Raw genomic sequence first — 25,258 nt, 5'->3', positions numbered from 1 at the left:
CCTTGGTCAGCCTCGACAAGCCCTGGAGGGCCGACCGGTGAAGTCGTTCTTTGACTTCATTGGGCGGACCGAAGCGACTCGAGGGGCTAGGCGCTGGAGCTGGATTAAGAAAACCATATATAGTTATCCACAACGAAATTATTTTTATAATTTCCTGACAATAAAAAGAGGGTAAACTAAGTCTGCTGCTAACAGACTTAGTTTACCCTTTTAGATGCTGTCTTCTTCTTGAAGAAACTCGTTTGCCAAATTTATATATTTGGAGAGCGTAGATACAGATAATCCGTATTTTTTCGCTACTGCTGCTTTTGATGTCTTGATATTCCTTAGCTTATCCCAGAGATAATCAACCGCTGCAGCCCACGCTTTTTTGTTTTTAAAGTCATAGCCAGCCTCAGCTGCCTGTTCAAATACCGAGAACCACATGATATAGACGCCAGCTTCATTTTTGCCGATCGGCTGGTGGTGGTCATAAAGGAGCTTTGCTGTTTCATGCGCACCCTTTACTTCCTCTTCCTTGCTGCTCAGTTTGCCGGAAGCTACATACGCAAGGTATGATTTTTCCATTTCCGTCATTTTATCTGTTGATGTCTCCGCTGCGAGAATTTCCTTCTTTTTCGCGGAAACAGATGTGAGGAATAGCGCAAAAAGGCGCTCCTCTGGATAATCGCTGTTCAGCTGGTTGAGGATAGCCGAAACCTGCGCTTCGAACTTTACGCCCGGTTTGTCTGCCCACGGCTCCATTCCCTCTTTTTCAGGACTGAACTCGAGTACCTTTTTCCAGGCATTCCGTGCTGTATTTTCTCTGCCGGTAAAATAAGAAGCATGAGACAGCCAGTAATAGAAAGCACCGTCGCCTTCAAAACCTGTTTTTTGCAGCTTCTTCAGCCAGCGGTAAGCCAGTTCATATTCGCCGACAAGCGCAAATGTCGCGCCAAGCTTGAACTGGTGCTCCACGTGGATCGGGTGGATTTTTTCAAGAGAGTCCTTAAGGTCCTGGCCTTCTTTCTCCTGTCCCTGATAGTGCGCGAACACGAGGGCATTGCACAATGCATGCAGGTTGCCGGGATTCTGCTCGAGAACATCATTCAGGATGTCACGAGCCTTAACGGTCTCGCCCAGGTAAAAATACGCCAGCGCCAGATTATTGTAAGCCGACCAATATTCCGGATACTCCTCGATGACTTCCTGGAAAATCTCGATCGCCTTTGGGAATTCGCCGGATTCCAGGTGATTCCGTGCTTCCTCCTGCTTGACGATCAGGTCATCCTCTTCATAATAATCCTCATCCATCTCTTCTGCTTCCATCGTGAGAAGTTCAAGCAGATCGCTCGCATCCTCGGCAAACTCACCATCTTCATTCAATTCAATATAAAGATTAGCATGCCTGAACGCATCCCGGAACAAGCCTAAATGAGCGTAGTTATTCGCTAAGAAATAGTGGCATTCTGCCATGTTTTCATCAAGTTCTTCGAGGACCAAGTGCAAAAGACGGTTAGACTGCTGGTATTCACCGAGCTCCGACTGCACGATCGCCAGCTGGCAAACGATCATCGGCTCGCCAGGCTCAAGGTGCATCGCACGCTGGAAATACTTTTCAGCCTTTTTTAGGTCCCGCCTGTGGAAAGCCTTGACCCCTTTGGTGAAGTAATATTCACCAGTAGGAACAAATGACAGCAATTGACCTTTTTGCTTCATCGCTTTAGAGTCTTTTCCCATATGATCCTCCATTTATATTTTAGTAAAACTATATCCTTTGAACCTTTGGTTTGTATAAGAATACACATACAGTGTTTTATCGAAGCAACTTTAACTAATGTAGTATAACATACGGACAGAGTGTTCGAGAAGGTGTGGATTTGAAAATGTGGTGTGTGGGTGTATCCAGTTGGTTAAAAAGTGTGGTTTACTAGCGGTTGGTCGAATTATTGGGAAAAGTGGTCGAATAATCTTTAAATGTGGTCGAAAAAATTAAAAAACCGCCAAATTAATCCAAAAAGTGGTCGAATAATTTTATTTTTCGCCAATATAATTAAATCCCTCTTTAAAAGAAGGTATTTTCAGTAATGAAATCGAATATTAGAGTTAAAATTTCAAGGAGTGATAGAAATTGATTGGAAAAACAAGAGAATATCCTCAGGAGATTATGATTTTAGAAGCGATTGTAAGACGTTTCCCTCCTGATGACTTCAGAAAAGCGGAATTCGAGAAGAAACTTTACCGAAAACGAGCAGGGTACAAAGGAGAAAAGACGCTGGATTACTTTTTAGAGCAAGTTGACCACTCTGAAATGGTTATTTTGCATGATTTAAGAATCCCGATCAACAGGACTCACTTCCAAATTGACACCCTCATCATTACCCCTTACTTTCTCCTCATCATCGATTCCAAAAATTACGCAGGAACACTCATTTTCCTTCCAGAATTCAACCAACTGATTCGTGTACAGAACGATATAGAAGAAGTTTTTCCCGACCCGATTCTCCAGACAAAAATCCAGGCATCTCAATTAAAAGCCTTTCTTAAAAAACATCATATTACACCTCCACCAATAGAAAACCTTGTTGCTATTAGCAATTCACAGGCCATCATCCAAAATCCAACCAATGACAAGGAAGTCAGTTATAGAGTCTTCAGGTCAGCGAATGTTGCCTTTAAAATCCCTCCATTTTACAAAAAGCATACCCAGTCCCATGTCTCTAAAAATGAAATGAAGAAAATCGCTAGACATTTAATTAAGGCGCACGAACCACTGGTTCCAGACCCAAAATCAATGAACCTGCCATTTGATAAAATGGTTAAGGGTGTGCAGTGCCCTGCCTGCGAGGCATTCGGAATGGACTACCGTCAGGGGAAATGGACTTGTTTAAACTGTGGACATAAAACTGCGGATGCCCATATTCAGGCATTGAAAGATTATTTCCTTATTTATGGCCCTTCTATTACTAGCAAGGAATTCCGAGAATTCATGAAAGTCAGATCTCCTTCTACTGTGAAACGCCTGCTATCTTCTATGAATCTCACGTTTGACGGCACAACCAAAGGGCGCACCTACTTTCCGGGCAAAAGCTTCTTTGATTAATTTATGGCAGAAAAAACCCAGCGCAATACTACTCTTCTGCGCTGGGCTTCTTCCTTTTATTCAACACTGCCAATACTTCTTTCAGCGGCAGTTTCTGTTCCTGCAACAGGACCATTAGGTGGTAAAGCAGGTCGGCGGCTTCCCACTTCAACTCTTCGGGGTCGCGGTTTTTGGCAGCGATGATGACTTCTGATGCTTCTTCGCCGACTTTTTTCAAAATCTTGTCGACGCCTTTTTCAAATAAGTAGGTTGTGTATGCCCCTTCTGGCATTTCCATTTCGCGCTCGCGGATTGTTTTTTCCAGTTCGAGCATGACGGAAAAATCGCTAAGTGAAGCAAGGTGATCTGCGGGACGCTCCAGTAGGCTTTCTGAAAAATCCAGTGAAGCAAGCTGATCAACAGGACGCTCCAGCAAGTTTTCCGAAAAACAGCTGACTGCGCCGGTATGGCATGCTGGTCCGGCTGGTTCGACGAGCACCACAAGAGCATCTCCGTCACAGTCGTATTTCATCTCTACGATTTTCTGGGTGTTTCCGCTCGTTGCGCCTTTGTGCCAGAGCTCCTTGCGGGAACGGCTGTAAAACCAGGTTTCGCGTGTTTCTAGCGTCTTGGTTAGGGATTCTTCATTCATATACGCAACAGTCAGGACTTCACGTGTTGCTGCATCCTGGACGACTGCAGTAATTAGGCCATTTTCATCAAACTTCAATTCTTCTATTTTCATCTTACGGTCACTCCTTTTTCACGGAGATGGGATTTTACTTCTTTTACAGAGGTTTCACGGTAGTGGAAGATCGATGCAGCCAGTGCGGCATCTGCTTTTCCTTCGTTAAAAGCGTCGGCGAAATGGTCCGCGTTTCCAGCGCCGCCTGAGGCAATGACCGGGACTGTGACTGCTTCACTCACTGCACGGGTCAGCTTTAGATCGAAGCCTTTCTTTTCACCGTCACTGTCCATACTTGTCAGCAGGATTTCTCCTGCACCAAGGCGAACGGCCTCTTTTGCCCATTCAATCACTTCCCACTTGGTCGGTGTCCGGCCACCATGGGTGTAAACCCGCCATGATCCGAGTTCTGGGTCGTATTTTGCATCGATGGCGACGACGATGCACTGGGCGCCAAAGAAATCGGAGCCTTCTGAGATTAATTTCGGATTGTTGACAGCCGCGGTGTTCAAGGAAACTTTATCAGCACCTGAACGGAGCATCCTCTTCATATCCTCAAGTGTGTTGATGCCTCCTCCGACAGTGAACGGGATTGCCAGCTCTGACGCTACTTCCCTGACTACCTCGACCATCGTCTTCCTTCCTTCAACGGAAGCTGATATATCAAGGAATACGAGCTCATCGGCTCCTTGCTCATCATAAAAACGAGCAAGCTCGACAGGGTCACCGGCATCACGGAGCTGCACAAATTGCACTCCTTTTACGACGCGTCCTTCTTTTACATCTAGACAGGGAATAATCCGTTTACTAAGCATCAGACACTCCCCGCTTCCAGAGCAGATTTCACCGAAAAGCGTCCTTCATAAATGGCTTTACCGACGATTGCACCGCTGACCCCATCATCACTCAACTGACGAAGAGCCGCTAAATCATCAAGCGAGCTCACACCGCCGGAAGCGATGACACTTTTGCCCGTTTCCAATGCAAGCTGGCGGGTCGCCTCCACGTTCGGCCCTGCAAGAGTGCCGTCTGTTGCGATATCGGTAAAAATGAAAGTCTCTGCACCGGCATCAGCGAATCTTTTGCCAAGCTCGACAGCACTCACTTCGGAAGTGTTCAGCCAGCCATGTGTCGCGACGAAGCCATTTTTCGCGTCTAGACCGATGGCAATTTTCGCGCCGTATTTCCTGACCATTTCCTCGGCGAACTCTGGATTGGAAACGGCAATGCTGCCGATGATGACACGGGTGACGCCGTTATCAAGATAATGATTGATATCTTCTTCACTGCGGATGCCGCCACCAATCTGGATGTTCACACCAAGCTCCTGTGCAGCCTGAATAACAAATTTGTCATTGACCCGCCTGCCGTCCCTTGCCCCATCGAGGTCGACCATATGAATCCACTCTGCCCCTTCATCAGCGAATGTTTTCGCCATCTCAAAAGGGGAATCTCCATATACAGTTTCCTTGTCATAATCACCTTGCAGCAGCCTTACGCATTTTCCGCCGCGCATGTCGATCGCCGGATAGATTGTGAATTTCATTCTTCTGTCTTCCTTTCTGTTGCAAGGTTGGCAAAATTGCGGAGCAGTGCCATGCCCATATCACTGCTTTTTTCCGGATGGAATTGCATCCCATAGATGTTGTTTCGTCCGACAATGGCCGGCACTTCTACATCATAATAATCACCGACTGCCACCAGGACTCCCGACTCATTCGTTTTTACATAATAGGAATGAACAAAGTACACATAATCTTCTTCAAGTGATGTGAGTAAAGGAGACTCTCCAGTAAAGCGAAGCTTGTTCCATCCCATATGCGGAACCTTATAAGCTTCCCCTTCTGCCGTCTTGCCGCTGAAACGCTCCACTTTTCCAGGCAGCAGGTTCAAGCCCTTCGTCTGGCCATTTTCCGTGCTTTCTTCGAACAGAAGCTGCATACCGAGGCAGATTCCGAGCACAGGCTTTCCGGTATCAGCGAAGGCCTGGATCAATTCCGTCAAACCAGTGCGGTCTAACACTTTCATCGCATCACGAAATGAACCTACGCCAGGGACGAGCAGTGCATCTGCATCCATCAAATTGCATTTATATTGTGAGATAAAATATGGCGCATTCAGCCGTTCGAGCGCTTTACTGACGCTGAACAGATTGCCCATGCCGTAATCGACGATGCCAATCATGAGTTAACTTCCTTCCTTTTACAGAGTTCGGGATTTTCTTTCCCTACCAGGGGCATAAGAGCTTCATGCCTCTTCAAATCGAATAATCGTGTCTCTTATAATACCCGTAGAGATTCTCTTACAACATCCCTTTAGTACTACGTTTACCGCTCCCCTTACAACATCCCTTTCGTTGAAGGAACGCCTTTTACCCGCGGGTCGATGGTCGTCGCTTCATCTAGCGCGCGGCCAAGTGCTTTGAAAACTGCTTCAATCATGTGGTGAGTATTTTTTCCGTAGTGGACGATGACATGCAGATTCATTCTTGCTTCAAGCGCAAGCTTCCATAGGAATTCGTGGACTAGCTCGACATCGAAAGTGCCAACCTGCTGCGCAGGGAATTCTGCACGCATTTCGAGGTGCGGTCGATTGCTAAGATCGACGACGACCTGCGCCAGGGCTTCATCCATTGGGACAAAAGCGTTTCCGTAGCGTTTGATTCCTTTTTTATCGCCAAGTGCTTCACGAAGCGCCTGTCCAATGCAGATGCCAATATCTTCAGTTGTATGGTGGCCATCCACCTCAACATCGCCCTTCACATCGACTTTTAAATCAAACTGGCCATGCTTCGCGAATAAATCGAGCATATGAGAAAGAAAAGGCACACCAGTTTCAAGTTCTGTTTTTCCTTCGCCATCGATGCTAAAATCCAAATCTATTTTTGTTTCATTCGTATATCGTTTCACCGTTGTGGTGCGTTCCATGAGTTATTCCTCCATCCACTATAATTACGATTTAAGTCTTGCCTCCACGGCCCGGGCGTGGGCTTCCAACCCTTCAAGCCTTGCGAACTCGGCAATCTTTGCTCCATTGTCATTCATCGCTTTTTCGCTGTACAGAATAATGCTGGACTTCTTTTGGAAATCCTCGACACTCAACGGGCTTGAAAAGCGGGCTGTCCCATTCGTAGGCAGCACATGGTTCGGCCCGGCGAAGTAATCACCTACAGGCTCTGAGCTGTATCTCCCCAGGAAAATTGCGCCTGCGTGCTTTATTTTACCGAGCAGTTCCATCGGATTCTCCGTGACGATTTCAAGATGCTCCGGTGCAAGCTGGTTGATTGCCGCCACAGCCTCTTCCATATCAGCTGCCACATAAATTGCGCCGAAGTTTTCGATTGCCTGTGTGGCGATTTCTTTTCTCGGCAATTGTGAAAGCTGCTTATATACTTCATTTTGAACGTCTTCAGCAAGAGTGCGGGAAGTTGTTACTAAAACCGCACATGCCCGGGGGTCATGCTCTGCCTGCGAAAGCAGGTCAGCCGCGATTTCATTAGCACGCGCTGTATCATCCGCCAAAATTCCGATTTCACTCGGACCGGCTATCATATCAATCGCGACGTCGCCGAAAACCTCGCGCTTGGCGAGGGCGACATAAATGTTACCCGGACCGGTGATTTTATCGACCGGCTTGATTGTTTCAGTTCCATATGCCAGGGCAGCAATTCCCTGGGCTCCGCCGATTTTATAGATTTCTTTTACCCCAGCAATATCAGCGGCAACGAGCACGCCTGCCGGAAGCTTCCCATCACGGCCAGGCGGGGATACCATGACGATCCTCTCGACACCCGCGGTTTTTGCCGGAATGACATTCATCAATACCGAGGATGGATAAGCAGCGGTTCCACCAGGCACATATACACCAACAGAATCGAGCGGTGTCACCTTCTGGCCCAGCATCGTCCCATTTTCCTCTGTCGTCATCCATGAAGGACGCAGCTGCTTTTCATGGTAGTTACGTATATTGCCAGCTGCCTCAGTAATGATATCCACGAGCTGATTACTGACTTTTTTATAGGCGTCTGAAATTTCTTTCTCTGTCACCAGAAATTCATCTAGCACAACAGAATCAAATTTTTCGGTAAAAGTCCTGAGGGCCTGGTCGCCGGAAGCACGGACTTCCGCAATAATGGCCTGCACGGCTTTGCGCTGCTCTTCGGTTCCGCCATCAACGGTCCGTTTTAATGACAAGCTTCCATCTATCTGTAAAATATCCATCGGGAATCAAATCCTTTCAGATTCACAATCTATATCACTTCGTTCAGCCTTTTAACCAGCTCGCTAATCCGTTCATCCTTGATTCGGTAGCTGACTGGATTGACAATCAGCCTCGATGTCACGTTTGTTATTGTTTCGTACTCAACAAGGCCATTTTCCTTCAAGGTCCTTCCGGTTGAAACGATGTCGACAATCCTGTCGGCGAGCCCGATTAATGGCGCAAGCTCGATTGATCCATTCAATTTGATGATTTCTACCTGCTCGCCCTGTTCACGGAAATAGGCAGCAGCGATATTCGGGTACTTCGTCGCGATTTTCGGGGCGACATCATTCATTTTTGTATCAGGTATTCCGGCGACAGCAAGATAGCAGCCACTGATTTTTAAATCGAGCAGCTCATACACATCACGTTCTTCCTCAAGCAGGACGTCCTTTCCGGCAATCCCGAGATCCGCGACACCATGTTCAACATATGTAGCCACATCCATCGGCTTCGCTAAGATGAATCGAAAATTCTCTTCTTCTACGTCGATAATCAACTTACGGGAATCATCAAATTCAGGAGGCAAATTAAAGCCAGCGTTGCGCAACAGATCAACTGCTTCGGTAAAAATCCTGCCCTTTGGCATCGCGATGGTCAGTTGTTCATTCACTGCACTCCCTCCTTCCCAACAAGGTAAACGACATTAGCAAACGTATCGGAGCAAGCATCAAGATTGCGTACGGAGCTGATGTCCTGGAGGATGACCCGTTCCCCTGCTTCCCTGCGATGTAATGCAAGTTGGTAAGCTTCCTTTCTCCGTTCAGGACTGAAAAGAATACAAGTGACAGGTTCGGGTTCACCAAGGTTACCGAGACTTTCAAGCAGGCGGTCGAGCCTGATCGCAAATCCTGTTGCCCCTGTCGATTTTCCGAATTTCTCAAGCAATTTGTCATAACGGCCGCCATTGCCGATTGGGAAGCCAACCATTCCTGCGTAAACTTCAAATAAAATGCCTGTATAATAGCTCATGTGGCTGACAATCGTTAGGTCAAATTTGATCCGGCTGCTTTCACCGAAGTCTTCGATGATCTCCCAGAGCAGCTTCAATTCATCGAGTGCCGCCCTGCCTTTTCCGTTCTCGATCAGTTCGGATGCCTTGCCAATCACTTCAGGGCCGCCGCGCAATTCAAGAAAAGCGAGAAGCCTTTGTGAATCGATCGATGACAGCGGCAGTGCTTTGACATGCTCACGATATCCGACATAATTTTTCTCATATAAAAATTTCGTCAGTTCCCTGGCTCGTTCCTCTGTGCCAAGTATCTGAACGAACAATTCGTTGACAAAGCCAACATGCCCTACAGAAAGCTGAAACTCTTCCAAGCCAGCTTTTTTCAGCGAGGAAATCGCCAGTGAGATCATCTCGCCATCGGCACTGACGGACTCATCCCCGATACACTCGACGCCAATCTGCTCAAATTCCGCCGGCCTGCCGCCTTCACGCTGCTGGGCACGGTAGACATTTGCAGAATAGGCCAATCTTAATGGTACCTGGTCTTTGAATAATTTTGAAGCCGCAACCCTGGCAATAGGTGCGGTCATATCGGGACGCAGTACAAGCGTATGCCCCTGCTGGTCCAACAGCTTGAACAGCTGCTGATCAAGGATCGCTGATGCAGTTCCGACTGTTTCGTAATATTCGAGCGCCGGCGTTTCGATGAATTGGAAACCCCATTGCTTCATTTCTTTTTCAATAGAGCTCCGGACTTTATCTTTTGCTTCATGCAATTCCGGAAGCGTATCCCGCATGCCAAGCGGCTTTTCAAACATGAATAATCTGCTCATTGATTTCACCCTCTTCGTTGCTGGTGTTTTTATTTATCTACCCAAATAAACTAAGTCTTAATTATCTAAATCCTTTAGTTCGCTAATATGGTAATAAGATGAAGTTATATGTATTTTATCGCTCATTTTATTATCCGTCAACCATTAGCTGTTCATGTTTGCTTTTTTAAATGGTGCTGGTAGAATGGTGGCAATCAGAAAAGTAGAAGCGGCGACAAAAGTTGGTGCTAAACGTTTCTTCACTGTTAAAGGAGGCCGGATGCAATGAAAATCCTTTGGGACTTGGACGGAACCATTCTTGATACATGGCCGACACTTATTGAGGCATTTACGGTCGTAGCAAAAAAAGACCTGAAGTATGAAGAAGTCCTTCCGCATCTGAAATACGGAACAGCCTATGATTTTTATGGAGTCGATAAAAAAAAGGTAACTGAATTCCGCGAAATTGAACGCACTTTGCCAAATGATCGGAAACCGCTTTTTCCATTTGTGAAAGATGTGCTTTCAAGTGCAAACGCAAATGTACTCGTGACCCATCGCAATCGGCGCTCAACAGAAGAGCTTCTGGAACACTGGAATCTCGGCCAATTTTTCGAGGAAGTGATTTGCCCGGCTGATGACGGCTATTCGTTGAAGCCTGATATCCATGCCTATAAGTACCTGCATGATCGATATTGTTTGGATGTGGCAGTCGGCGACCAGAGCACAGACCTGATTCCAGCAAGGAAGATCGGCCTGAAGACATGCTCCTTCCGCGAAGAAAACGAGTTTGCAGACGAAACCATCTATTGTTATTCAGAATTTCCTTATAAATAGACTGAAATGGCAATCAAAAGCCACAAATGATATATTTCCTGTATGTTTTGAGTGTTGCCAGCTGCCTGTTTTAGCTGGATGAGACTTTTATTGGCGAAAAAACATTTTTATTGGCGATTTTCAAAATATATTGGCGATAATTTGATTTTATTGGCGATAATGAGCTGGTTATTGGCGAAAATCGATTTTTATTGGCGACTTGGAAATTATCGCTCATTTTTCCCTGTTCAAAATACTCAGAAACGGGCCAGGTGCGTTGCTGGGTTGCAAGTATCGTCACTTCGATTATCAACTATGAAAAAATGTACAGAAAACGCAAAAAAGCGAAACGGAGCTGTTCATTCCGTTTCGCTTTTGTAGTTAGTGGTGCTGGTCCCATAGATTTCATCATCTGCCCAGCGTTCAGCAAGCTCTTCCTTTGTGTAGATCACGCGCATCGGGTTGCCTCCGACAAAGGCTCCGGCTGGGACGTCTTTGTGGACGAGTGTTCCGGCGGAGACGATGGCGCCGTCACCGATCCTGATGCCTGGCATGATCGTGGAGTTGGCGCCGATCATGACTTCGCTGCCAATCTCGACGTCGCCGAGGCGGTATTCCTTGATCAAGTATTCATGCGCCAGGATGGTTGTGTTATAGCCAATGACCGTATTACGGCCAACGGAGATTTTTTCCGGGAACATGACGTCGAGCATTACCATCAGCGCGAAGGATGTTTGGTGGCCTACGTTCATCCGCAAGAATTTGCGGTAAAGCCAGTTTTTCATGCCGAGAAATGGCGTGTAACGCGCCACCTGGATGACGACGAAATTTTTGACGACCTTCCAGAACGGGACGGTTTTATACACATGCCAGAGCGAGTTTGCTCCTTCTACTCGATAACGAGTCGTCCTTCTCATGTTATACTCCCAAGATTGGCAGGAGGTCAGCCATGTTCTCTAACATGTAATCCGGGTTGTACTGCTCAAGATGCTCTCTTCCCTTTATTGACCAGGCAACTCCTACTGTCTTCGTGCCGGCATTTTTGCCGCCGAGGATATCGTGGTGGTTATCACCGACCATGATCGCACGGTCTGGCGAGGATCCAAGCTGGTTCAGCGCTTTTAATAGCGGCTCCGGATCCGGCTTTGCTTTTTCAACATGGTCGAGCGCGACGACAACCTCGAAAAACTCGTCCAATCCTGTCAGCTTCAAGCCCATTTGGACTACATCCGAACGTTTCGTGGTAACGATTCCTAAATGGAATCCGCTCTCTTTCAACGTTCGGACCGTTTCATACACTCCCTCGAATCCTTTTACCAACAGGTCGTGATTAGCCAGGTTATAAGTCCGGTAAGTGGTAATCATTTCTTCGTACCCTTCAGGACTCATTGGCTGGAACGTATCCTGAAGAGACGGCCCCAAAAACGGAAGGACATCCTCCCGTTTGTATTGGCCGGGATAATAGGTTTCCATTGTATGGAGAAAGGATGAAATAATTAGTTCGTTTGTATCAATCAGAGTCCCGTCAAGATCGAACAGGACCGTATCTATTTTATTGCTCATATACTGCTTCCTTTCTTTTTGCGATGTCCGCGCGGTTCCAGATAACCGCGACTGTTATTGTCAATAATATCGCCACACCAAGGCGGATCAGTAACAGCGGCAGGACTGGAATGCCAAGCGGAATGAAAATCAATGTATCTTCAACGACTGCGTGGCAGGCAACAAGGAAAATGAAGGCAAGCGTGACATCCTTTTTGCTTACTCCATCTTCCTTGACTGCCTGGATCATCACGCCTGCGCCGTACGCAAGCCCGATCAGCAGGCCAGCTGCCATTGTCGTCGAGGTGTTCTCCTTCATGCCAAGCGCTCTTGTAATCGGCGCCATCCATCTTGAAAAAACGGCAAGCCATTGCTTATCCTTCATGATCTGCACGACAACCATCAGCGGAATGACAATGATCGCCAGCTGGAATATGCCGACTCCTGCCTTCGTGATGCCTTCAAGCAAAATCGCTCCCCATCCAGAGGCCTCTTCACTTTTAGAAGGGACCATACCATATCGTGCGATTTCAGAACCGCCGTTCCAAACAAGATTAATGACCACCGCAGATATGAATGCAAGCCCGAGGCGGACGAGGACAATAATCCACAGTTTTACGCCTACCTTTAGAGCTACACTCGATTCAACAAGCATATTATGTGAAAAGCTCAGCATCACCGCAATGATGAAGACTTCTTTTACCGTCAAATCAAGCGTCAGGATTGCTCCGATGGCCGCGTATAAATTAAGGAAATTCCCGATGACGAGCGGAATCGCCGCATCACCTGACAAACCAAGAAACGACATCATTGGCGTGATCAATTCGATTAACCACGGCAGGACAGGAGTATACTGAAGGATCGAAACAATCAGGGTGACAGGGAAAATGACTTTTCCAAGCGCCCAAGTCGTATTCAAGCCAACCATCAATCCCCTTTTCAATGTAGAACCCATCGAAGCATCTCTCCCATTTATTTGCCTTAATTCATTTTATTTACAGGGCTACTTTTTTAGTAATCCGAAATTCTATTTCTCTAAGTATCGTACTTTCGAATAACCTTTGACTCTTCTGAAAATCCATAAGCCGATTGCAAAAACAATCAACGCAATCGAGATTGTCTGGGCAATTCGCAATGATTCCGTCAGCATCAAGCTGTCCGTCCGCATTCCCTCAACAAAGAAGCGGCCGATAGAGTACCAGATGACATAGCTGAGGAAAATTTCCCCACGTCCCAGGTTCACTCTGCGCAATGACATGAGCAGGATGAAACCGAGCAAATTCCAGATCGATTCATATAAAAATGTTGGATGATAGTATGTTCCATTAATATACATCTGGTTGATGATGAACTCAGGAAGGTACAGGTTTTCCAAAAACGCCCTAGTTACCTCGCCGCCATGTGCTTCCTGGTTCATGAAATTGCCCCAGCGCCCGATTGCCTGTCCAAGGATGATGCTAGGCGCAGCGATATCGGCGAGCTTCCAGAAAGAAACATTCCTGGACTTCGTAAAGAAATAAGCGGTGGCAACGGAACCAATCAACGCACCGTGGATAGCAATACCGCCATTCCATACCTTAAAAATCTCGCCAGGATACTGGCTGTAATAATCCCACTGGAAGATTACATAGTAGAGCCTTGCCGATAGGATTGCGATTGGGATCGCCCAGAGCATCAGATCCGCAAAGATATCCTTTGGCAGACCGCGGCGTTCGCCTTCACGCATGGCAATCCAAAGTGCAAGCGCAATTCCTAGTCCAATGATGACGCCATACCAGTGCACCTCGATTGGCCCAAACGAAAAGGCAATCGGGTCGATTGGCTGAATATTTTTTTCCATGTTTTTTTCCCCTTTTTATAAAAAAATCAGTCGTACCAGCACTTTGGCTGTTCTTAATCAAACGTTTGATTAAGAATATTTTTCTTGATACTGCGAGTCCCGCAGTTATTTATAAAGTACTTTACTGCTTAATGTTCGTCATGGTCGCCGTCTTCGATGACGTCTGACAGCCTATTCGTAAATTGTTCAGCTGCATTGACACCCATGCGCTTCAGCCTGAAGTTCATTGCTGCTACCTCGATAATGACAGCGAGGTTTCGGCCTGGGCGAACGGGAATTGTCAGCTTGGTGATGTCGGTGTCAAGAATCTTCATCTTCTCTTCATCAAGGCCCAACCTGTCATATGATTTTTTCTGATCCCAAATTTCAAGATCAATGATCAGGGAAATCCGTTTATGTGAACGTACAGCACCAGCACCGAACAGCGTCATCACATTGATAATGCCTACGCCGCGGATTTCGAGAAGGTGCTCAATTAGATCAGGTGAGTTCCCGACCAGAGTCCCGATATCTTCCTGGCGGATCTCAACACAGTCATCCGCTACGAGACGGTGTCCCCTCTTTACCAGTTCAAGTGCGGTTTCACTTTTACCGACACCGCTTTTTCCGGTAATCAGGACGCCGATACCATACAGATCAACAAGTACTCCATGGACTGCAGTCGTCGGTGCCAGTTTGCTTTCTAGATAGTTAGTCAGATGACTCGAGAGCCTAGTTGTTTTTTGCTTCGAACGCAAGAGAGGTACTGATTCCCGTTCGGCTGCCTCGACCAGTTCAACAGGAACCTCCATGTCTCTTGTGACAATGATTCCTGGCGTAATATCTGTACAAAGCTTTTCCATCCGCTCCGCCCTGTCGCGAGGGTTCAATTTTTCAAAGAAGGTAAGCTCTGTTTTTCCAAGAAGCTGCAATCGCTCTGCAGGATAATATTCAAAATAACCAGCGATTTCTAGTCCTGGTCTTGAAATGTCAGTCGTGGTGATCGGACGATTGATTCCTTCCTCTCCACTGATCAATTCCATGTCGAATTTCTTGATGATGTCTTTAGTACGGACTTTTGGCAAAGAAGTTCCTCCTTAATTAGAACGTTAATTTCCCACATGATAACAATACCTATTATTTTAGCACTTTTTCATGAAGAACCAAATATAGGCGATAAAAAAACAGCTTGCGTTCGCTGAGATCATCTGAATTGGTATTATCCACTTCTTCCTGCTAGTACCAAAGCTATATTTTTTATAAAAGGTATAGACAACTATACAGTATACTTGTTATTATCACTTTGTAAGCGAATTCATTTTTTTCTGACTATTTTACAATAAGAGGGGGAAACACCATGCGTAATGAAGAACGCCTGGCAAGAGAGATACTTGAGCAGCTTGGCGGCGCGGGCAATATTGCTGATGTTGCTTCGTGCATGACACGCCTGCGCGTCAAGCCGACAGACTACAGCAAAGTCGATATCGCCGGTATCAAAAAAATTGATGGCGTGCTCGGTGTCGTAGAAGAAGAGACATTACAGATTATTCTTGGACCTGGAATTGTCACTAAAGTGGCGAATGAAGTTTCTGAGATTACCGGCAAGACTGCCAGTCTGGTAGACGAGTCCGACCCGGATCCTTTCGAGGGGCTTGCTGGACGTACAAAGGATGATCTTAACAAGAAAAATGCGACTCCGTTCAAGCTTTTCCTGCGAAGGATTGCCAGCATCTTCATTCCGCTGATTCCGGCGATTGTCGCATCCGGTTTGATTGCGGGAATTACGAATGTCATTATCCGCTCTGGTGCTGATCCCGAATCGACGTTTATTCAGTTTCTCAACCTGATCGGCTGGGGTATCTTCAGTTATCTCGGAGTATTTGTCGGAATCAATACGGCTCGTGAATTCGGCGGCTCACCTGCTCTTGGCGGTGCTGCTGGTATCCTGATTATTAATCCGGGTCTTGCAAACATCACGTTGTTTGGCGAAGCACTAGTCCCAGGCCGTGGTGGACTGATCGGCGTTATGCTAGCTGCAGTTTTTATTGCAATGCTTGAAAAACGGATCCGTAAATTCGTTCCGTCTTCTTTGGATATTATCATTACTCCTACTCTATCATTATTGATTACTGGTATTGCCACACTATTCGTGCTTCAGCCTGTTGGCGGATTGATTTCCGATTTGATCACAAAGGGCTTGCTTGGCCTTCTCGATGTCGGCGGAATATTGGCAGGACTTGTCCTTGCCGGAACATTCCTACCTCTTGTTGTTACAGGTTTACATCAGGGATTGACTCCTGTGCATATGGAATTAATCAACACTATTGGTGATGACCCGCTTCTGCCGATTCTGGCAATGGGTGGTGCAGGCCAGGTTGGTGCTGCATTCGCGATTTACTTTAAAACGAAGAATGAGAAACTTAAAAAGGTCATCAAGGGCGGGCTGCCAGTTGGTATGCTCGGCATCGGCGAACCGCTTATCTTCGGTGTTACACTGCCGCTTGGCCGTCCATTCATCACTGCCTGTTTAGGGGCAGCAGTCGGCGGAGCATTCCAGGCATTCTTTAAAATTGCAACGATTGCCATCGGAGTTTCTGGTATCCCGCTTGCATTCCTTGTCCATACAAATCAAATACTGATTTACTTGCTTGGGCTTCTGATCGCCTACGTATTCGGGTTCATCTTCACCTGGACGTTTGGCTTCAAGGAAGAAATGGCTAAAGGGATCTAAGATGCAAATAAATACAGAAAAGGAGGAGAGCTATTTTCCTCCTTTCTTCTTTTCTATTAATCTGTTTTGATTGGAGGGATTGCCCATGCTTGGCATTTCCGTTTATTTGAAAAAAGATATGATGGAGAAAAATGCTGGCTGGATTGAAAAAGCGGCTCTATACGGACTGAACTCGATCTTCACCTCCTTGCATATTCCTGAAGATAATCCAGCTGAGTATAAAGAACTTTTACAAAAGCTTGGAGAACTTGCGAAAAAGCACAACATGGAGCTGATGGCAGATGTATCCCCTCGCTCATTGGATTACCTTGGGCTAGACTGGGATCAGTATGATGTGCTGCTAGATTGGGGACTATCAGGTATCAGGGCTGATTATGGATTCACAATACAGCAGATTGTGGAGCTTTCGCATAAAATGAAGATAGGAATCAACGCCAGCACGGTAACAAAAGAAGAACTTCTGGCCTGGATTGATGCTGGTTTAAATACCAAGAACGTCGAAGCATGGCACAATTTTTACCCAAGGCCTGAAACGGGGTTGGACAAGGAGTTTCTGATTGAGAGAAATAACATGCTCCGCTCATTTGGCATTACGACAATGGCTTTCGTTCCTGGGGACAAGGACTTACGCGGACCTGTGTTTGCTGGTCTCCCAACACTTGAAAAGCATCGTGGCCAGCCGCCGCACAGAGCTGCTGCAGAACTGATGGTCTCTTGCTTTACCGATAAGATCTTGATCGGGGATCACGCTGTATCGGATGAGCAGCTGGAGTTACTAGCTTTCCTTGGTAAAAAAGTCATTCCGCTTCGGATTGAGGCCGAGAATTCGGAGCACTCCGAATTATTGAGAAAGACTCTGACAAACAGGATGGACCCTGCCCGCGATGTTATCAGAGCAGTTGAATCACGTTCCTTTGCCTCAATGGGAGAAAAACGTCTCCCCCCTTCTAATCAGCAGGAAAGACCACGCGGGACAATCACCATTGACAACGAACTATACGGTCGCTATGCAGGCGAATTGCAGGTTGCCGTCAATGACCTGCCACATGATGTAAGAGTGAATTGCATCGGAAAAGTTATCAAAGAAGACTTGCCTTTGCTGGCAGAGATCAAGGCAGGGCAACAATTTCAATTTATTGTGAGGGATGGACATGGAAATCGCAAAGCTTAATACAGAACAGCAGAACCCGAAAACAATGAATATCGACTTGATGTCGACAGAGGAAATCATCACCATCATCAACCAGGAAGACACCCTAGTTCCGAACGTGCTCGCAAGGCAGGTTCCGAACATTTCGGAGGTCGTCGACAGGATTGTCGATGCTTTCAAAAAAGGCGGTCGTTTGATCTATATTGGTGCGGGAACTTCCGGACGGCTCGGAATCATCGATGCTTCCGAATGCCCTCCGACGTTCGGAACCGACCCTGGGCTTGTTGTTGGAATTATTGCGGGTGGGAAGGAAGCGATGACCGAGGCACTTGAGGGTGTTGAGGATGACAAACAGCAGGGTCAGGCAGATCTGGCAAACATCAATCTTACTCCTGATGACATCGTTGTCGGAATCGCTGCCAGCGGGCGCACCCCTTATACGATCGGTGCACTGGAGTACGCAAAGGAAATCGGTGCCCTTACTGTATCAGTCGTTTGCAGCAAGGATTCCGAAATGGAGAAAATCTCCGACCACTCTATCTCGGCAGTCGTCGGTCCCGAAGTAATTACCGGTTCCACAAGAATGAAAGCTGGTACTGCACAGAAACTGGTCCTGAATATGCTCTCCACCGCTTCGATGATCAAACTAGGCAAAGTGTATGGCAACCTGATGGTTGATGTCCAGATGACGAACGAAAAACTACATAACCGCGCTGTCAATATCGTCAAGATGGCAACCGGTGCTTCTGATGAGGAAGCAAGAACGGCAATCAAGGAACAAAACTACCATACGAAAGCCGCCATCCTTCAAATCACGACAGGACTCAGGGGAACTGAGGTAAAAGAGCTATTGGAAAAGCACGGTGGCTATCTGCGGGATGCCATCAGTGAATTTTATAAAGACGGAGCAAATTAGCCTTGTCTATACCACGTTAATGTTATCGTTTATAGTCTATTGTGGTATAGACAACCCCTGCAGGTATTTGTATAATATAAGTGACAGAGGGTAAAGAAAAGAAGAACGAGGACATAACTTTCAGGTGATCTAAAATGAAGGATTTAATGCTAATCAACGCCAGAGTTTTAACACAAGAGGGCATCATTGATAATGGATACATTTATATAAAGGATGGAATGATTGCTGAAACAGGACTGGCCTCCTCCCTCCCCCAACATCAGGCTGATATCATCGAGCTTCCTGAGGAATGCACTGTAGTTCCAGGATTCATCGATGTGCATATCCACGGTGCTGGCGGAGCCGATACGATGGATGGTACCACTGAAGCCTTGATGACGATGGCGTCCATCTTGCCTGAGGAAGGAACAACGAGCTTCCTGGCAACGACAATCACCCAGGATCAAAAGGCAATTATGAAAGCCTTGGAGAATGCTGGCGATTATATCAGACATCATAACAATCCAGGTAAAGCCGAGGTGCTCGGGCTCCATTTGGAAGGACCATTCATCAATGAATCACGCAAAGGAGCACAGCCTGCAAAACACATCATCACACCTGATATCGAGCTATTTGCGAGGATGCAAAAGGCTTCCGGCAATAATATCAGGCTCGTGACACTGGCTCCGGAAAAAGAAAATGGCTGCGAGCTTATTACATATCTTGCTGAAAATGGTGTCATTGCCTCGGTTGGCCATTCGGATGCCACCTACGGACAGATGGCTGAAGCCGTTAAGGCAGGAGCTACCCATGTGACCCATTTATTCAATGGCATGCGCGGGCTGCATCATCGAGATCCAGGCGTCGCCGGTGCCGCCCTGCTTTTTGATCAACTGAAAATTGAGATGATTGCAGACGGAATCCATGTCGTTCCCGAAATGCTGGATTTATCGATTCGCGCCAAAGGAACGGATGGTGTCATTTTAATCACCGACTCAATGCGAGCGAAATGTCTTAAAAATGGCAGCTATGATCTCGGCGGACAGGAAGTTAGTGTTGCAGATGGAAAAGCTCTTTTAGCTGATGGTACGCTTGCCGGCAGTATTTTAAAAATGAAAGATTCTTTAAAAAGCATGATGGAATTCACAGGCATCAGTATTGAAGAAGCAGTGAAGCTAGCCAGTGAGAACCCCGCCAGGCAGCTGAAGGTTTTTGACAGGAAAGGAAGCATTGCTTCAGGAAAAGATGCAGACCTTGTTGTACTTGACCGTAACCACGAAGTTGCCATGTCGTTTTGCCGAGGAGTCGCGAGTTACACCCGTTAAAATTCAGCTATGAAAGAGGTGATGACGTTGAAATTGATTTCAACTTCAAATTACGAGAAGCTAAGCCAGCAAGCTGGTGAGGAAATCATCTCGCGAATCAAGAGAAACCCAACTCTCAACCTTGGACTTGCTACCGGGAGTACACCGACTGGCCTTTACCAGGAGCTCATCAAGGATCATAAACAGCACAAGACCTCTTACAAGGAAATCAATACATTCAACCTGGATGAATACATCGGCATTTCGAAAAAAGACCGTAATAGCTATCACTACTTTATGTGTGAGCATTTATTTGAGCACATTGACATTCCTCTTGACCAGACGCATATCCCAGATGGAACAGCGAAGGATTTGGATGAGGAATGCAGTCGCTATGAACAGTTCATAAATGAGCATGGCGGCATCGACCTGCAAATTCTTGGAATTGGGCAGAATGGCCATATTGGTTTTAACGAACCAGGAACACCCTTTGACAGCAGAACGCATATCATCGACCTGGCAGAAAGCACGCGCAAGGCAAACTCAAGATTTTTTGAATCACTGGATGACGTTCCTAAGCAAGCAATTACCATGGGGATTGCCTCGATAATGGACAGCAAGGAAATCTTCCTGCTTGTTTCCGGTGCTTCCAAGGCAAAAGCACTCGCCACTTTAATGAATGGCGATGTCAGGGAGGATTTCCCTGCCTCGGCTCTCAAAAACCATGGAAATGTCACGATTTTCGCTGATAAAGATGCGACAGCATTGCTTTAAGCATCTTCTGAAAAATTGCAAGCAGTCAGGAGAATGACCTATGATTGATAAAAATTCACCAATACCTATTTATCACCAGCTTGAGGAGTATATAAAAGCCCAAATCGATAATGGCGACCTCGAGCCAGATGAAGCAATCCCCTCTGAACGCGTCTATGCCGATATGTTCCAGATCAGCAGGATGACGATCAGGCAGGCTTTGACGAATCTTGTGAATGATGGATATTTATACCGGCAAAAAGGCAAAGGCACTTTCGTGAACAAAAAGAAGGTCGAACAGCGCCTGCAAGGATTGACAAGTTTCACTGAAGATATGAAAGAACGCGGATTTACCCCTGGAAGCAGATTGGTTTCGTTTGAAATCATCCCATCTGGACGGGAAATTGCTGAGCGTCTCAAGCTCAGCGAAAATACACCAGTATACGAAATCAAACGCGTCAGGCTTGCAGACAATGTTCCGATGGCTCTCGAGACCACCTACCTCCCAGCTAATCTGGTCAAGGGATTGACAGAGGAAATCATCAACCAGTCACTTTACCAGTATATCGAAGAAAAATTATCGCTAACGATCCACGAAGCCACCCAGCAAATCGAAGCATCGATTGCTAAAGAACAGGAACTGCGTCTCCTCGAAATTGAAAAAGGCTCCCCTGTCCTGCTGATTCTCAGGACTTCGCATTTAAAGGATGGCACACCATTTGAATTCGTCAAATCAGCCTATCGTGCAGACCGATACAAATTTGTGCACACGATGCAGCGTGGCTGATGATCTGAAGAGATCCCATTCGGGTCTCTTTTTTTTGCAGTTAATAGATCTTCACGAAATGTCGAAATGGAAAATAACATTCAGCTTATTTCCACGGAAATAATCGAACCCTCCTGTCGAATCTTTTGTCTGATTAGCTTAAAATGGGGGTAATAAATAGAGAAGGAGTAGTTACTATGCTTAAGAATTTTCAGATTGAAGATCACATAAAGAACCTAATGACAGATGAGATAAAAAGGTATTTCCTTGAAGAACGCGGGGAAGAACTGGGAGACCTGGCTGCACTGCTGATCCTTGAATTTTTTGCCGACAAGCTCGGACCTCATTTTTATAACAACGGAATCCAGGATGCCCATGAATTCATGTCGCAGCGGGTGGAAGATATCTTTGAGTTGAACAAGTAATTTCTTGCATTTCGTGAGTAGATGGATACTCTGAACCCTTTTTCAAAGTGGTTTAAAGAATGATTACGAAAAGAATATTCAGTTTTAAAACCGCCTATATCTGATGTCACTATGTCCTTTTTCCGCCTTTGGTCATATATATACTGATGAGGAAATCTTTTATCGGAAGGTGTGAAAATAGTGAAGATCATGCTAGATGCTGGGCATGGCTACAACACCCCGGGTAAGCGGAGTCCTGATGGTATGAGAGAATATGAGTTTAACAGGGCTGTGGCGAATTATGCCAAACAGCTGCTGGCAGACTATAAGAATGTCACAGTGTATTTTTCTCATTCCGATCAGCGAGATGTGTCATTGAAGGCCAGGACAGATAAGGCAAACAGCCTGAATGTGGATATATTTGTTTCGATTCATGCCAATGCTTTTGGCGGAGGCGGCTGGAGCAATGTCGGCGGTATTGAAACATTTGTCTATCCAACCAGACCGCCTGTGGCTTATCAGTTAGCCCAAAAGATTCAGCGCACCCTTGTCATCTCAACGGGTCTCGATAACCGTGGTGTAAAAACAGCCGATTTCCATGTCCTGAGGGAAACGAAAATGGATGCCGTGCTAGTGGAATGTGGATTCATGACTAACCGCAATGAAATTAAGCTGCTGCGCTCTGAAACATACCGCAGAACAATCGCAGAAGGCATTGTTAAAGCATTGGCAGAGCAGTTCAAGCTGCAAAGGAAGGCAAATGCTGCTCCTGCACCCACTCTGCCACCAGCCAAATCTCCTGCGCCAGCCAAGAAAGACGGGCTATATAAGGTCCAGGCAGGAGCATTCGATAATGAGCAAAACGCTAAAGAGCTTGCCGAACGTTTAAGGAAAGCCGGCTTTGATGTCTATATTGATAAAGAATAGATAAAGGCCGACACATATGTGCCGGCCTTTTTCCTAGTCTTTCGATTCTCGTAAAAACGTGTTCTGGATGATCAAGTTTGCGACTGACATGATGATCGCCGTAAGCAGCGCCATCCCAAAACTGGATATCTCAAATGAACTCCCCATCAAACTATCCGTCAGCATCAGTGTGATCGCATTGATGACAAATAAGAATAATCCCAGGCTGAGCACCGTTACAGGTAGCGTCAGCAATATCAAGATTGGCTTAACGAGAACATTCAAGATCGAGAGAATGACACTGGCTCCTAAAGCGGCGCCAAAACCAGATAGATAAATTTCATTCTCGAAGTAACCAGCAAGAGCCATGAAGAGAACGGCGTTAATGACAATTCCTAACAACCATCTCATTTTTTAATACCCTTCCCTGTTTGGCAGCACAAACACAAGCACAAGGTAAATCATGGTCATTGGAAAGAATGCCGTGCTGAACGTCAAGATTACAAACAATATGCGTAACAGCGTAGGACTCATCCCAAAGGATTCAGCCATTCCTCCGAGCACCCCTGCCAGCATTCGATTTTTACGCGAGCGGGTTAATTTCATTTCATATCACCCTTCCTATTTCCACAATACTATTGGATTAATTTTTTCACGGTGATTGAGCCAGTTTTGGTATCTGCATGCAGCCTGACAGCTTTTTGGCCAGAATCAGCTGGCTTGAAGCGAAGGTTTTTTTGAACCATGTCGCTCTTCTCCTCAACAACCTGGATGCCGTCGAGTTCAATCGTAAAGCCGCCAAGGTTCGACTTCAGCTCGCCACTCGCTGGCGTCTTCTCCGGAAGGAAGACTTCGATGCTCCCAGTGGTCGCCTTCACTTCCACACTTTCGCAATCATTATTATTTACAGTGCAAGTCACATTTCCATTGAAAGACTGAAGATCGACATTGTCAAAAGAGCCATCAGCCTTGATTGCTCCATTGATCGTTTCAGCCTCAAGATTCTTGATTGCACTTCTTGAGATGTTGATTGTTCCATTCGCTGTTTCAGTTTCCAGCTTGCCGCACTCAAGATTTCCAAGCAAAACTTTCCCGTTTGCTGTTTTTGCACGGCAATCCTTCACTGTTAAGTTTTCACCTTCAATGGATCCATTAAACAAACGGATTCGAACATTTTCATATTCTTCTTTCGGAATATGGATGACCGCATCCACCTTCATCCACTTCTGCTGGACTGAAAACCGCAGCTTCTGATTTTCGATTGTGAAAATGGCGTCCTCTAAAAACTTCCTGCGCGCTTCATCCTGGTTTTCGACACGATACACTTTCGCGCTGCACTCGATACGCACATCCTTTTGCTCCCACGGCACGACTTTCACCGAACCGTTCGCCATATCAATATCCACCTGGTTCAAATAAGCATCTCCCTGCTGGAAAATGTGAGAGATATCCACGGACTGGCCAAAGTTAAGGTCCAAATCGAAATCCTTTATTTTCTTGAATGCTGAATCGACAAAATCCAGCACTTTGTCTTTCATAGAGTTAAATTTGTAAGTATTGAAATCTTCCTTTTTGAACTCTTCTTTCTTCGCTTCTTCAAACTTTACATCCGTTGACAGATACGTAGAGTTTTCCTGCTGCGGCGTTTTTCCCTGCTCCAGCTGCTCAATTAAAAATAAAGCTTCATCAACAGTCATTTTTCCTTCTTCAACAAGCTTGAGTATCCGTTTCCGTTCTTCCTTCATAAGGTACATCCCCCTCATTTTATATTAAGTACTTTTATCCCTTTAACCAGGTTCCAAATCAATACAATGAAACTCAATATTACCATCAATATAGCGCTGCTAAACATAAGCACTGGGAAATCTCCCGTTCCTCCGCTCATATCGACGAATACAGCAATAATAATAAGCGGCAGTGGGATCAGCGGAATCAGATGCGACAGCAGCGCCTTCTTCGCATGAACCTTTACATCTCCATCCTCTGATGCAAAATAAGCAACAAGGGGAAACAAAATCCCGGCAAACATAATACTGAAATAACACAAAGCAGACAGAATTCTTTTCGTATCCATCCTCTTCATCTCCTTAAAAATTAATACGCTCGGGAACCTGAGAAGTTTCATTTCTTTATGAAAATAGTTCGACAAATTGTCATGTAACCCCTTGTAAAAAACCAGTTCATGCTGGTGAAAGTTGTGTGAATAAGGGATATAGGGGATTTCCTTAGGTATTAGCGGAAGAGCCAATTGCCGTTGGCTTCATTAGTGACCTCTTTTCCCATTTTTCCGCAACATCGGGTGTCAATCTGCACTATTAGTGACCTCTTTTCCCATTTTTCCGCTATTTTGGGCGCCAATAGGCTTCGTTGGTGACCTCTTTTTCTGTTTTCTCGCAGTTTGG

At 46.0% G+C, this 25,258-nt stretch carries 28 protein-coding genes; 10 read left to right on the top strand and 18 right to left on the bottom strand.

Annotation, left to right across the window (positions count from 1 at the left end; translation table 11 throughout):
- Nucleotides 1–210: 210 nt before the first annotated feature.
- Nucleotides 211–1,719, bottom strand: a complete 1,509-nt coding sequence (locus TY49_RS18825; RefSeq protein WP_041967459.1) for a tetratricopeptide repeat protein — start codon at nucleotides 1,717–1,719, stop codon at nucleotides 211–213.
- Nucleotides 1,720–2,110: 391 nt separating this feature from the next.
- Here TY49_RS18825 and TY49_RS18820 point away from each other — a divergent pair, with 391 nt between their 5' ends.
- Entirely contained in the window at nucleotides 2,111–3,082 is a 972-nt protein-coding gene (locus TY49_RS18820) for a nuclease-related domain-containing protein (RefSeq protein ID WP_041967458.1), read from the top strand.
- A 28-nt stretch (nucleotides 3,083–3,110) separates the two neighbouring features.
- Here the strand turns inward: TY49_RS18820 and hisIE are convergent, their stop codons facing one another.
- The 8 genes from hisIE to TY49_RS18780 all read right to left on the bottom strand — a co-directional run bounded on the left by hisIE (nucleotide 3,111) and on the right by TY49_RS18780 (nucleotide 9,791).
- Entirely contained in the window at nucleotides 3,111–3,806 is a 696-nt protein-coding gene (gene hisIE / locus TY49_RS18815; protein WP_041967457.1) for a bifunctional phosphoribosyl-AMP cyclohydrolase/phosphoribosyl-ATP diphosphatase HisIE, read from the bottom strand.
- The gene (hisF, locus tag TY49_RS18810; protein WP_041967456.1) at nucleotides 3,803–4,561 is read right to left on the bottom strand and encodes an imidazole glycerol phosphate synthase subunit HisF; all 759 of its coding nucleotides are present in this window, start codon (nucleotides 4,559–4,561) and stop codon (nucleotides 3,803–3,805) included. Before hisF ends, hisIE begins: the two co-directional genes overlap by 4 nt.
- Complete coding sequence (gene hisA, locus TY49_RS18805; RefSeq protein WP_041967455.1) at nucleotides 4,561–5,292, bottom strand: 1-(5-phosphoribosyl)-5-[(5-phosphoribosylamino)methylideneamino]imidazole-4-carboxamide isomerase; 732 nt, start codon at nucleotides 5,290–5,292, stop codon at nucleotides 4,561–4,563. Before hisA ends, hisF begins: the two co-directional genes overlap by 1 nt.
- Nucleotides 5,289–5,930, bottom strand: coding sequence for an imidazole glycerol phosphate synthase subunit HisH (hisH, locus tag TY49_RS18800; RefSeq protein ID WP_041967454.1), 642 nt, complete (start codon nucleotides 5,928–5,930; stop codon nucleotides 5,289–5,291). The genes hisA and hisH overlap by 4 nt, the downstream gene beginning before the upstream one ends.
- A gap of 155 nt (nucleotides 5,931–6,085) precedes the next feature.
- The gene (hisB, locus tag TY49_RS18795; RefSeq protein ID WP_041967453.1) at nucleotides 6,086–6,673 is read right to left on the bottom strand and encodes an imidazoleglycerol-phosphate dehydratase HisB; all 588 of its coding nucleotides are present in this window, start codon (nucleotides 6,671–6,673) and stop codon (nucleotides 6,086–6,088) included.
- Between the two features lie 24 nt (nucleotides 6,674–6,697).
- A complete protein-coding gene (gene hisD, locus TY49_RS18790; RefSeq protein ID WP_041967452.1) occupies nucleotides 6,698–7,966 on the bottom strand; it encodes a histidinol dehydrogenase in 1,269 nt (422 codons plus the stop codon).
- Nucleotides 7,967–7,995: 29 nt separating this feature from the next.
- On the bottom strand, nucleotides 7,996–8,619 hold the full coding sequence (gene hisG, locus TY49_RS18785) for an ATP phosphoribosyltransferase (protein ID WP_041967451.1): 624 nt from the start codon (nucleotides 8,617–8,619) through the stop codon (nucleotides 7,996–7,998).
- Nucleotides 8,616–9,791, bottom strand: a complete 1,176-nt coding sequence (locus TY49_RS18780) for an ATP phosphoribosyltransferase regulatory subunit (protein ID WP_041967450.1) — start codon at nucleotides 9,789–9,791, stop codon at nucleotides 8,616–8,618. Before TY49_RS18780 ends, hisG begins: the two co-directional genes overlap by 4 nt.
- 264 nt (nucleotides 9,792–10,055) lie before the next feature.
- Here TY49_RS18780 and TY49_RS18775 point away from each other — a divergent pair, with 264 nt between their 5' ends.
- A complete protein-coding gene (locus TY49_RS18775; RefSeq protein WP_041967449.1) occupies nucleotides 10,056–10,607 on the top strand; it encodes an HAD hydrolase-like protein in 552 nt (183 codons plus the stop codon).
- Between the two features lie 338 nt (nucleotides 10,608–10,945).
- On the opposite strand, the gene TY49_RS18770 is transcribed toward TY49_RS18775, so the two are convergent.
- The 5 genes from TY49_RS18770 to hprK form a co-directional block, all read right to left on the bottom strand.
- The gene (locus TY49_RS18770; RefSeq protein WP_041967448.1) at nucleotides 10,946–11,503 is read right to left on the bottom strand and encodes an acyltransferase; all 558 of its coding nucleotides are present in this window, start codon (nucleotides 11,501–11,503) and stop codon (nucleotides 10,946–10,948) included.
- A gap of 1 nt (nucleotide 11,504) precedes the next feature.
- Entirely contained in the window at nucleotides 11,505–12,149 is a 645-nt protein-coding gene (gene ppaX / locus TY49_RS18765; protein ID WP_041967447.1) for a pyrophosphatase PpaX, read from the bottom strand.
- Nucleotides 12,139–13,083, bottom strand: coding sequence for a nucleoside recognition domain-containing protein (locus TY49_RS18760; protein WP_041967446.1), 945 nt, complete (start codon nucleotides 13,081–13,083; stop codon nucleotides 12,139–12,141). The genes ppaX and TY49_RS18760 overlap by 11 nt, the downstream gene beginning before the upstream one ends.
- Nucleotides 13,084–13,155: 72 nt before the next feature.
- Complete coding sequence (gene lgt / locus TY49_RS18755; RefSeq protein ID WP_041967445.1) at nucleotides 13,156–13,968, bottom strand: prolipoprotein diacylglyceryl transferase; 813 nt, start codon at nucleotides 13,966–13,968, stop codon at nucleotides 13,156–13,158.
- Nucleotides 13,969–14,096: 128 nt separating this feature from the next.
- Nucleotides 14,097–15,032 carry an HPr(Ser) kinase/phosphatase gene (gene hprK, locus TY49_RS18750; protein WP_041967444.1) on the bottom strand — a complete coding sequence of 312 codons (936 nt, stop codon included), beginning with the start codon at nucleotides 15,030–15,032 and terminating at the stop codon, nucleotides 14,097–14,099.
- A 272-nt stretch (nucleotides 15,033–15,304) separates the two neighbouring features.
- Between hprK and TY49_RS18745 the strand changes: the two genes are divergently transcribed.
- From TY49_RS18745 to TY49_RS18710, 8 genes are all read left to right on the top strand, one after another.
- Nucleotides 15,305–16,678, top strand: a complete 1,374-nt coding sequence (locus tag TY49_RS18745; protein ID WP_041967443.1) for a PTS transporter subunit EIIC — start codon at nucleotides 15,305–15,307, stop codon at nucleotides 16,676–16,678.
- A gap of 85 nt (nucleotides 16,679–16,763) precedes the next feature.
- Nucleotides 16,764–17,849 carry a DUF871 domain-containing protein gene (locus TY49_RS18740; RefSeq protein ID WP_041967442.1) on the top strand — a complete coding sequence of 362 codons (1,086 nt, stop codon included), beginning with the start codon at nucleotides 16,764–16,766 and terminating at the stop codon, nucleotides 17,847–17,849.
- Entirely contained in the window at nucleotides 17,830–18,744 is a 915-nt protein-coding gene (murQ, locus tag TY49_RS18735; RefSeq protein ID WP_041967441.1) for an N-acetylmuramic acid 6-phosphate etherase, read from the top strand. Before TY49_RS18740 ends, murQ begins: the two co-directional genes overlap by 20 nt.
- Before the next feature lie 134 nt (nucleotides 18,745–18,878).
- Nucleotides 18,879–20,048, top strand: coding sequence for an N-acetylglucosamine-6-phosphate deacetylase (nagA, locus tag TY49_RS18730; protein ID WP_041967440.1), 1,170 nt, complete (start codon nucleotides 18,879–18,881; stop codon nucleotides 20,046–20,048).
- A 27-nt stretch (nucleotides 20,049–20,075) separates the two neighbouring features.
- Nucleotides 20,076–20,801 carry a glucosamine-6-phosphate deaminase gene (gene nagB / locus TY49_RS18725; protein WP_041967476.1) on the top strand — a complete coding sequence of 242 codons (726 nt, stop codon included), beginning with the start codon at nucleotides 20,076–20,078 and terminating at the stop codon, nucleotides 20,799–20,801.
- A 40-nt stretch (nucleotides 20,802–20,841) separates the two neighbouring features.
- A complete protein-coding gene (locus tag TY49_RS18720) occupies nucleotides 20,842–21,567 on the top strand; it encodes a GntR family transcriptional regulator (protein ID WP_041967439.1) in 726 nt (241 codons plus the stop codon).
- A 176-nt stretch (nucleotides 21,568–21,743) separates the two neighbouring features.
- Nucleotides 21,744–21,971 (top strand): DUF2164 domain-containing protein, encoded by a 228-nt coding sequence (locus TY49_RS18715; protein WP_041967438.1) that lies wholly within the window; start codon nucleotides 21,744–21,746, stop codon nucleotides 21,969–21,971.
- Between the two features lie 189 nt (nucleotides 21,972–22,160).
- Nucleotides 22,161–22,877, top strand: a complete 717-nt coding sequence (locus tag TY49_RS18710; RefSeq protein ID WP_369390430.1) for an N-acetylmuramoyl-L-alanine amidase — start codon at nucleotides 22,161–22,163, stop codon at nucleotides 22,875–22,877.
- A gap of 33 nt (nucleotides 22,878–22,910) precedes the next feature.
- Here the strand turns inward: TY49_RS18710 and TY49_RS18705 are convergent, their stop codons facing one another.
- From TY49_RS18705 to TY49_RS18690, 4 genes are read right to left on the bottom strand one after another with little or no spacing between them, the layout of a single operon-like run.
- A complete protein-coding gene (locus TY49_RS18705) occupies nucleotides 22,911–23,267 on the bottom strand; it encodes a phage holin family protein (protein WP_041967436.1) in 357 nt (118 codons plus the stop codon).
- Between the two features lie 3 nt (nucleotides 23,268–23,270).
- Complete coding sequence (locus TY49_RS18700) at nucleotides 23,271–23,462, bottom strand: PspC domain-containing protein (protein ID WP_041967435.1); 192 nt, start codon at nucleotides 23,460–23,462, stop codon at nucleotides 23,271–23,273.
- 29 nt (nucleotides 23,463–23,491) lie between these two features.
- On the bottom strand, nucleotides 23,492–24,601 hold the full coding sequence (locus tag TY49_RS18695) for a DUF4097 family beta strand repeat-containing protein (RefSeq protein ID WP_041967434.1): 1,110 nt from the start codon (nucleotides 24,599–24,601) through the stop codon (nucleotides 23,492–23,494).
- 14 nt (nucleotides 24,602–24,615) lie between these two features.
- Nucleotides 24,616–24,930, bottom strand: a complete 315-nt coding sequence (locus tag TY49_RS18690; protein ID WP_041967433.1) for a magnetosome magnetite crystal formation protein family — start codon at nucleotides 24,928–24,930, stop codon at nucleotides 24,616–24,618.
- Between the last annotated feature and the right edge of the window lie 328 nt (nucleotides 24,931–25,258).

It is taken from the genome of Mesobacillus selenatarsenatis SF-1 (genome assembly GCF_000813125.1).
In the GTDB taxonomy this organism is placed as follows: Bacteria; Bacillota; Bacilli; order Bacillales; family Cytobacillaceae; genus Mesobacillus; species Mesobacillus selenatarsenatis.
Note: the sequence above shows the minus strand (reverse complement) of the source record. Positions and strands in the feature narration are given on the sequence as shown.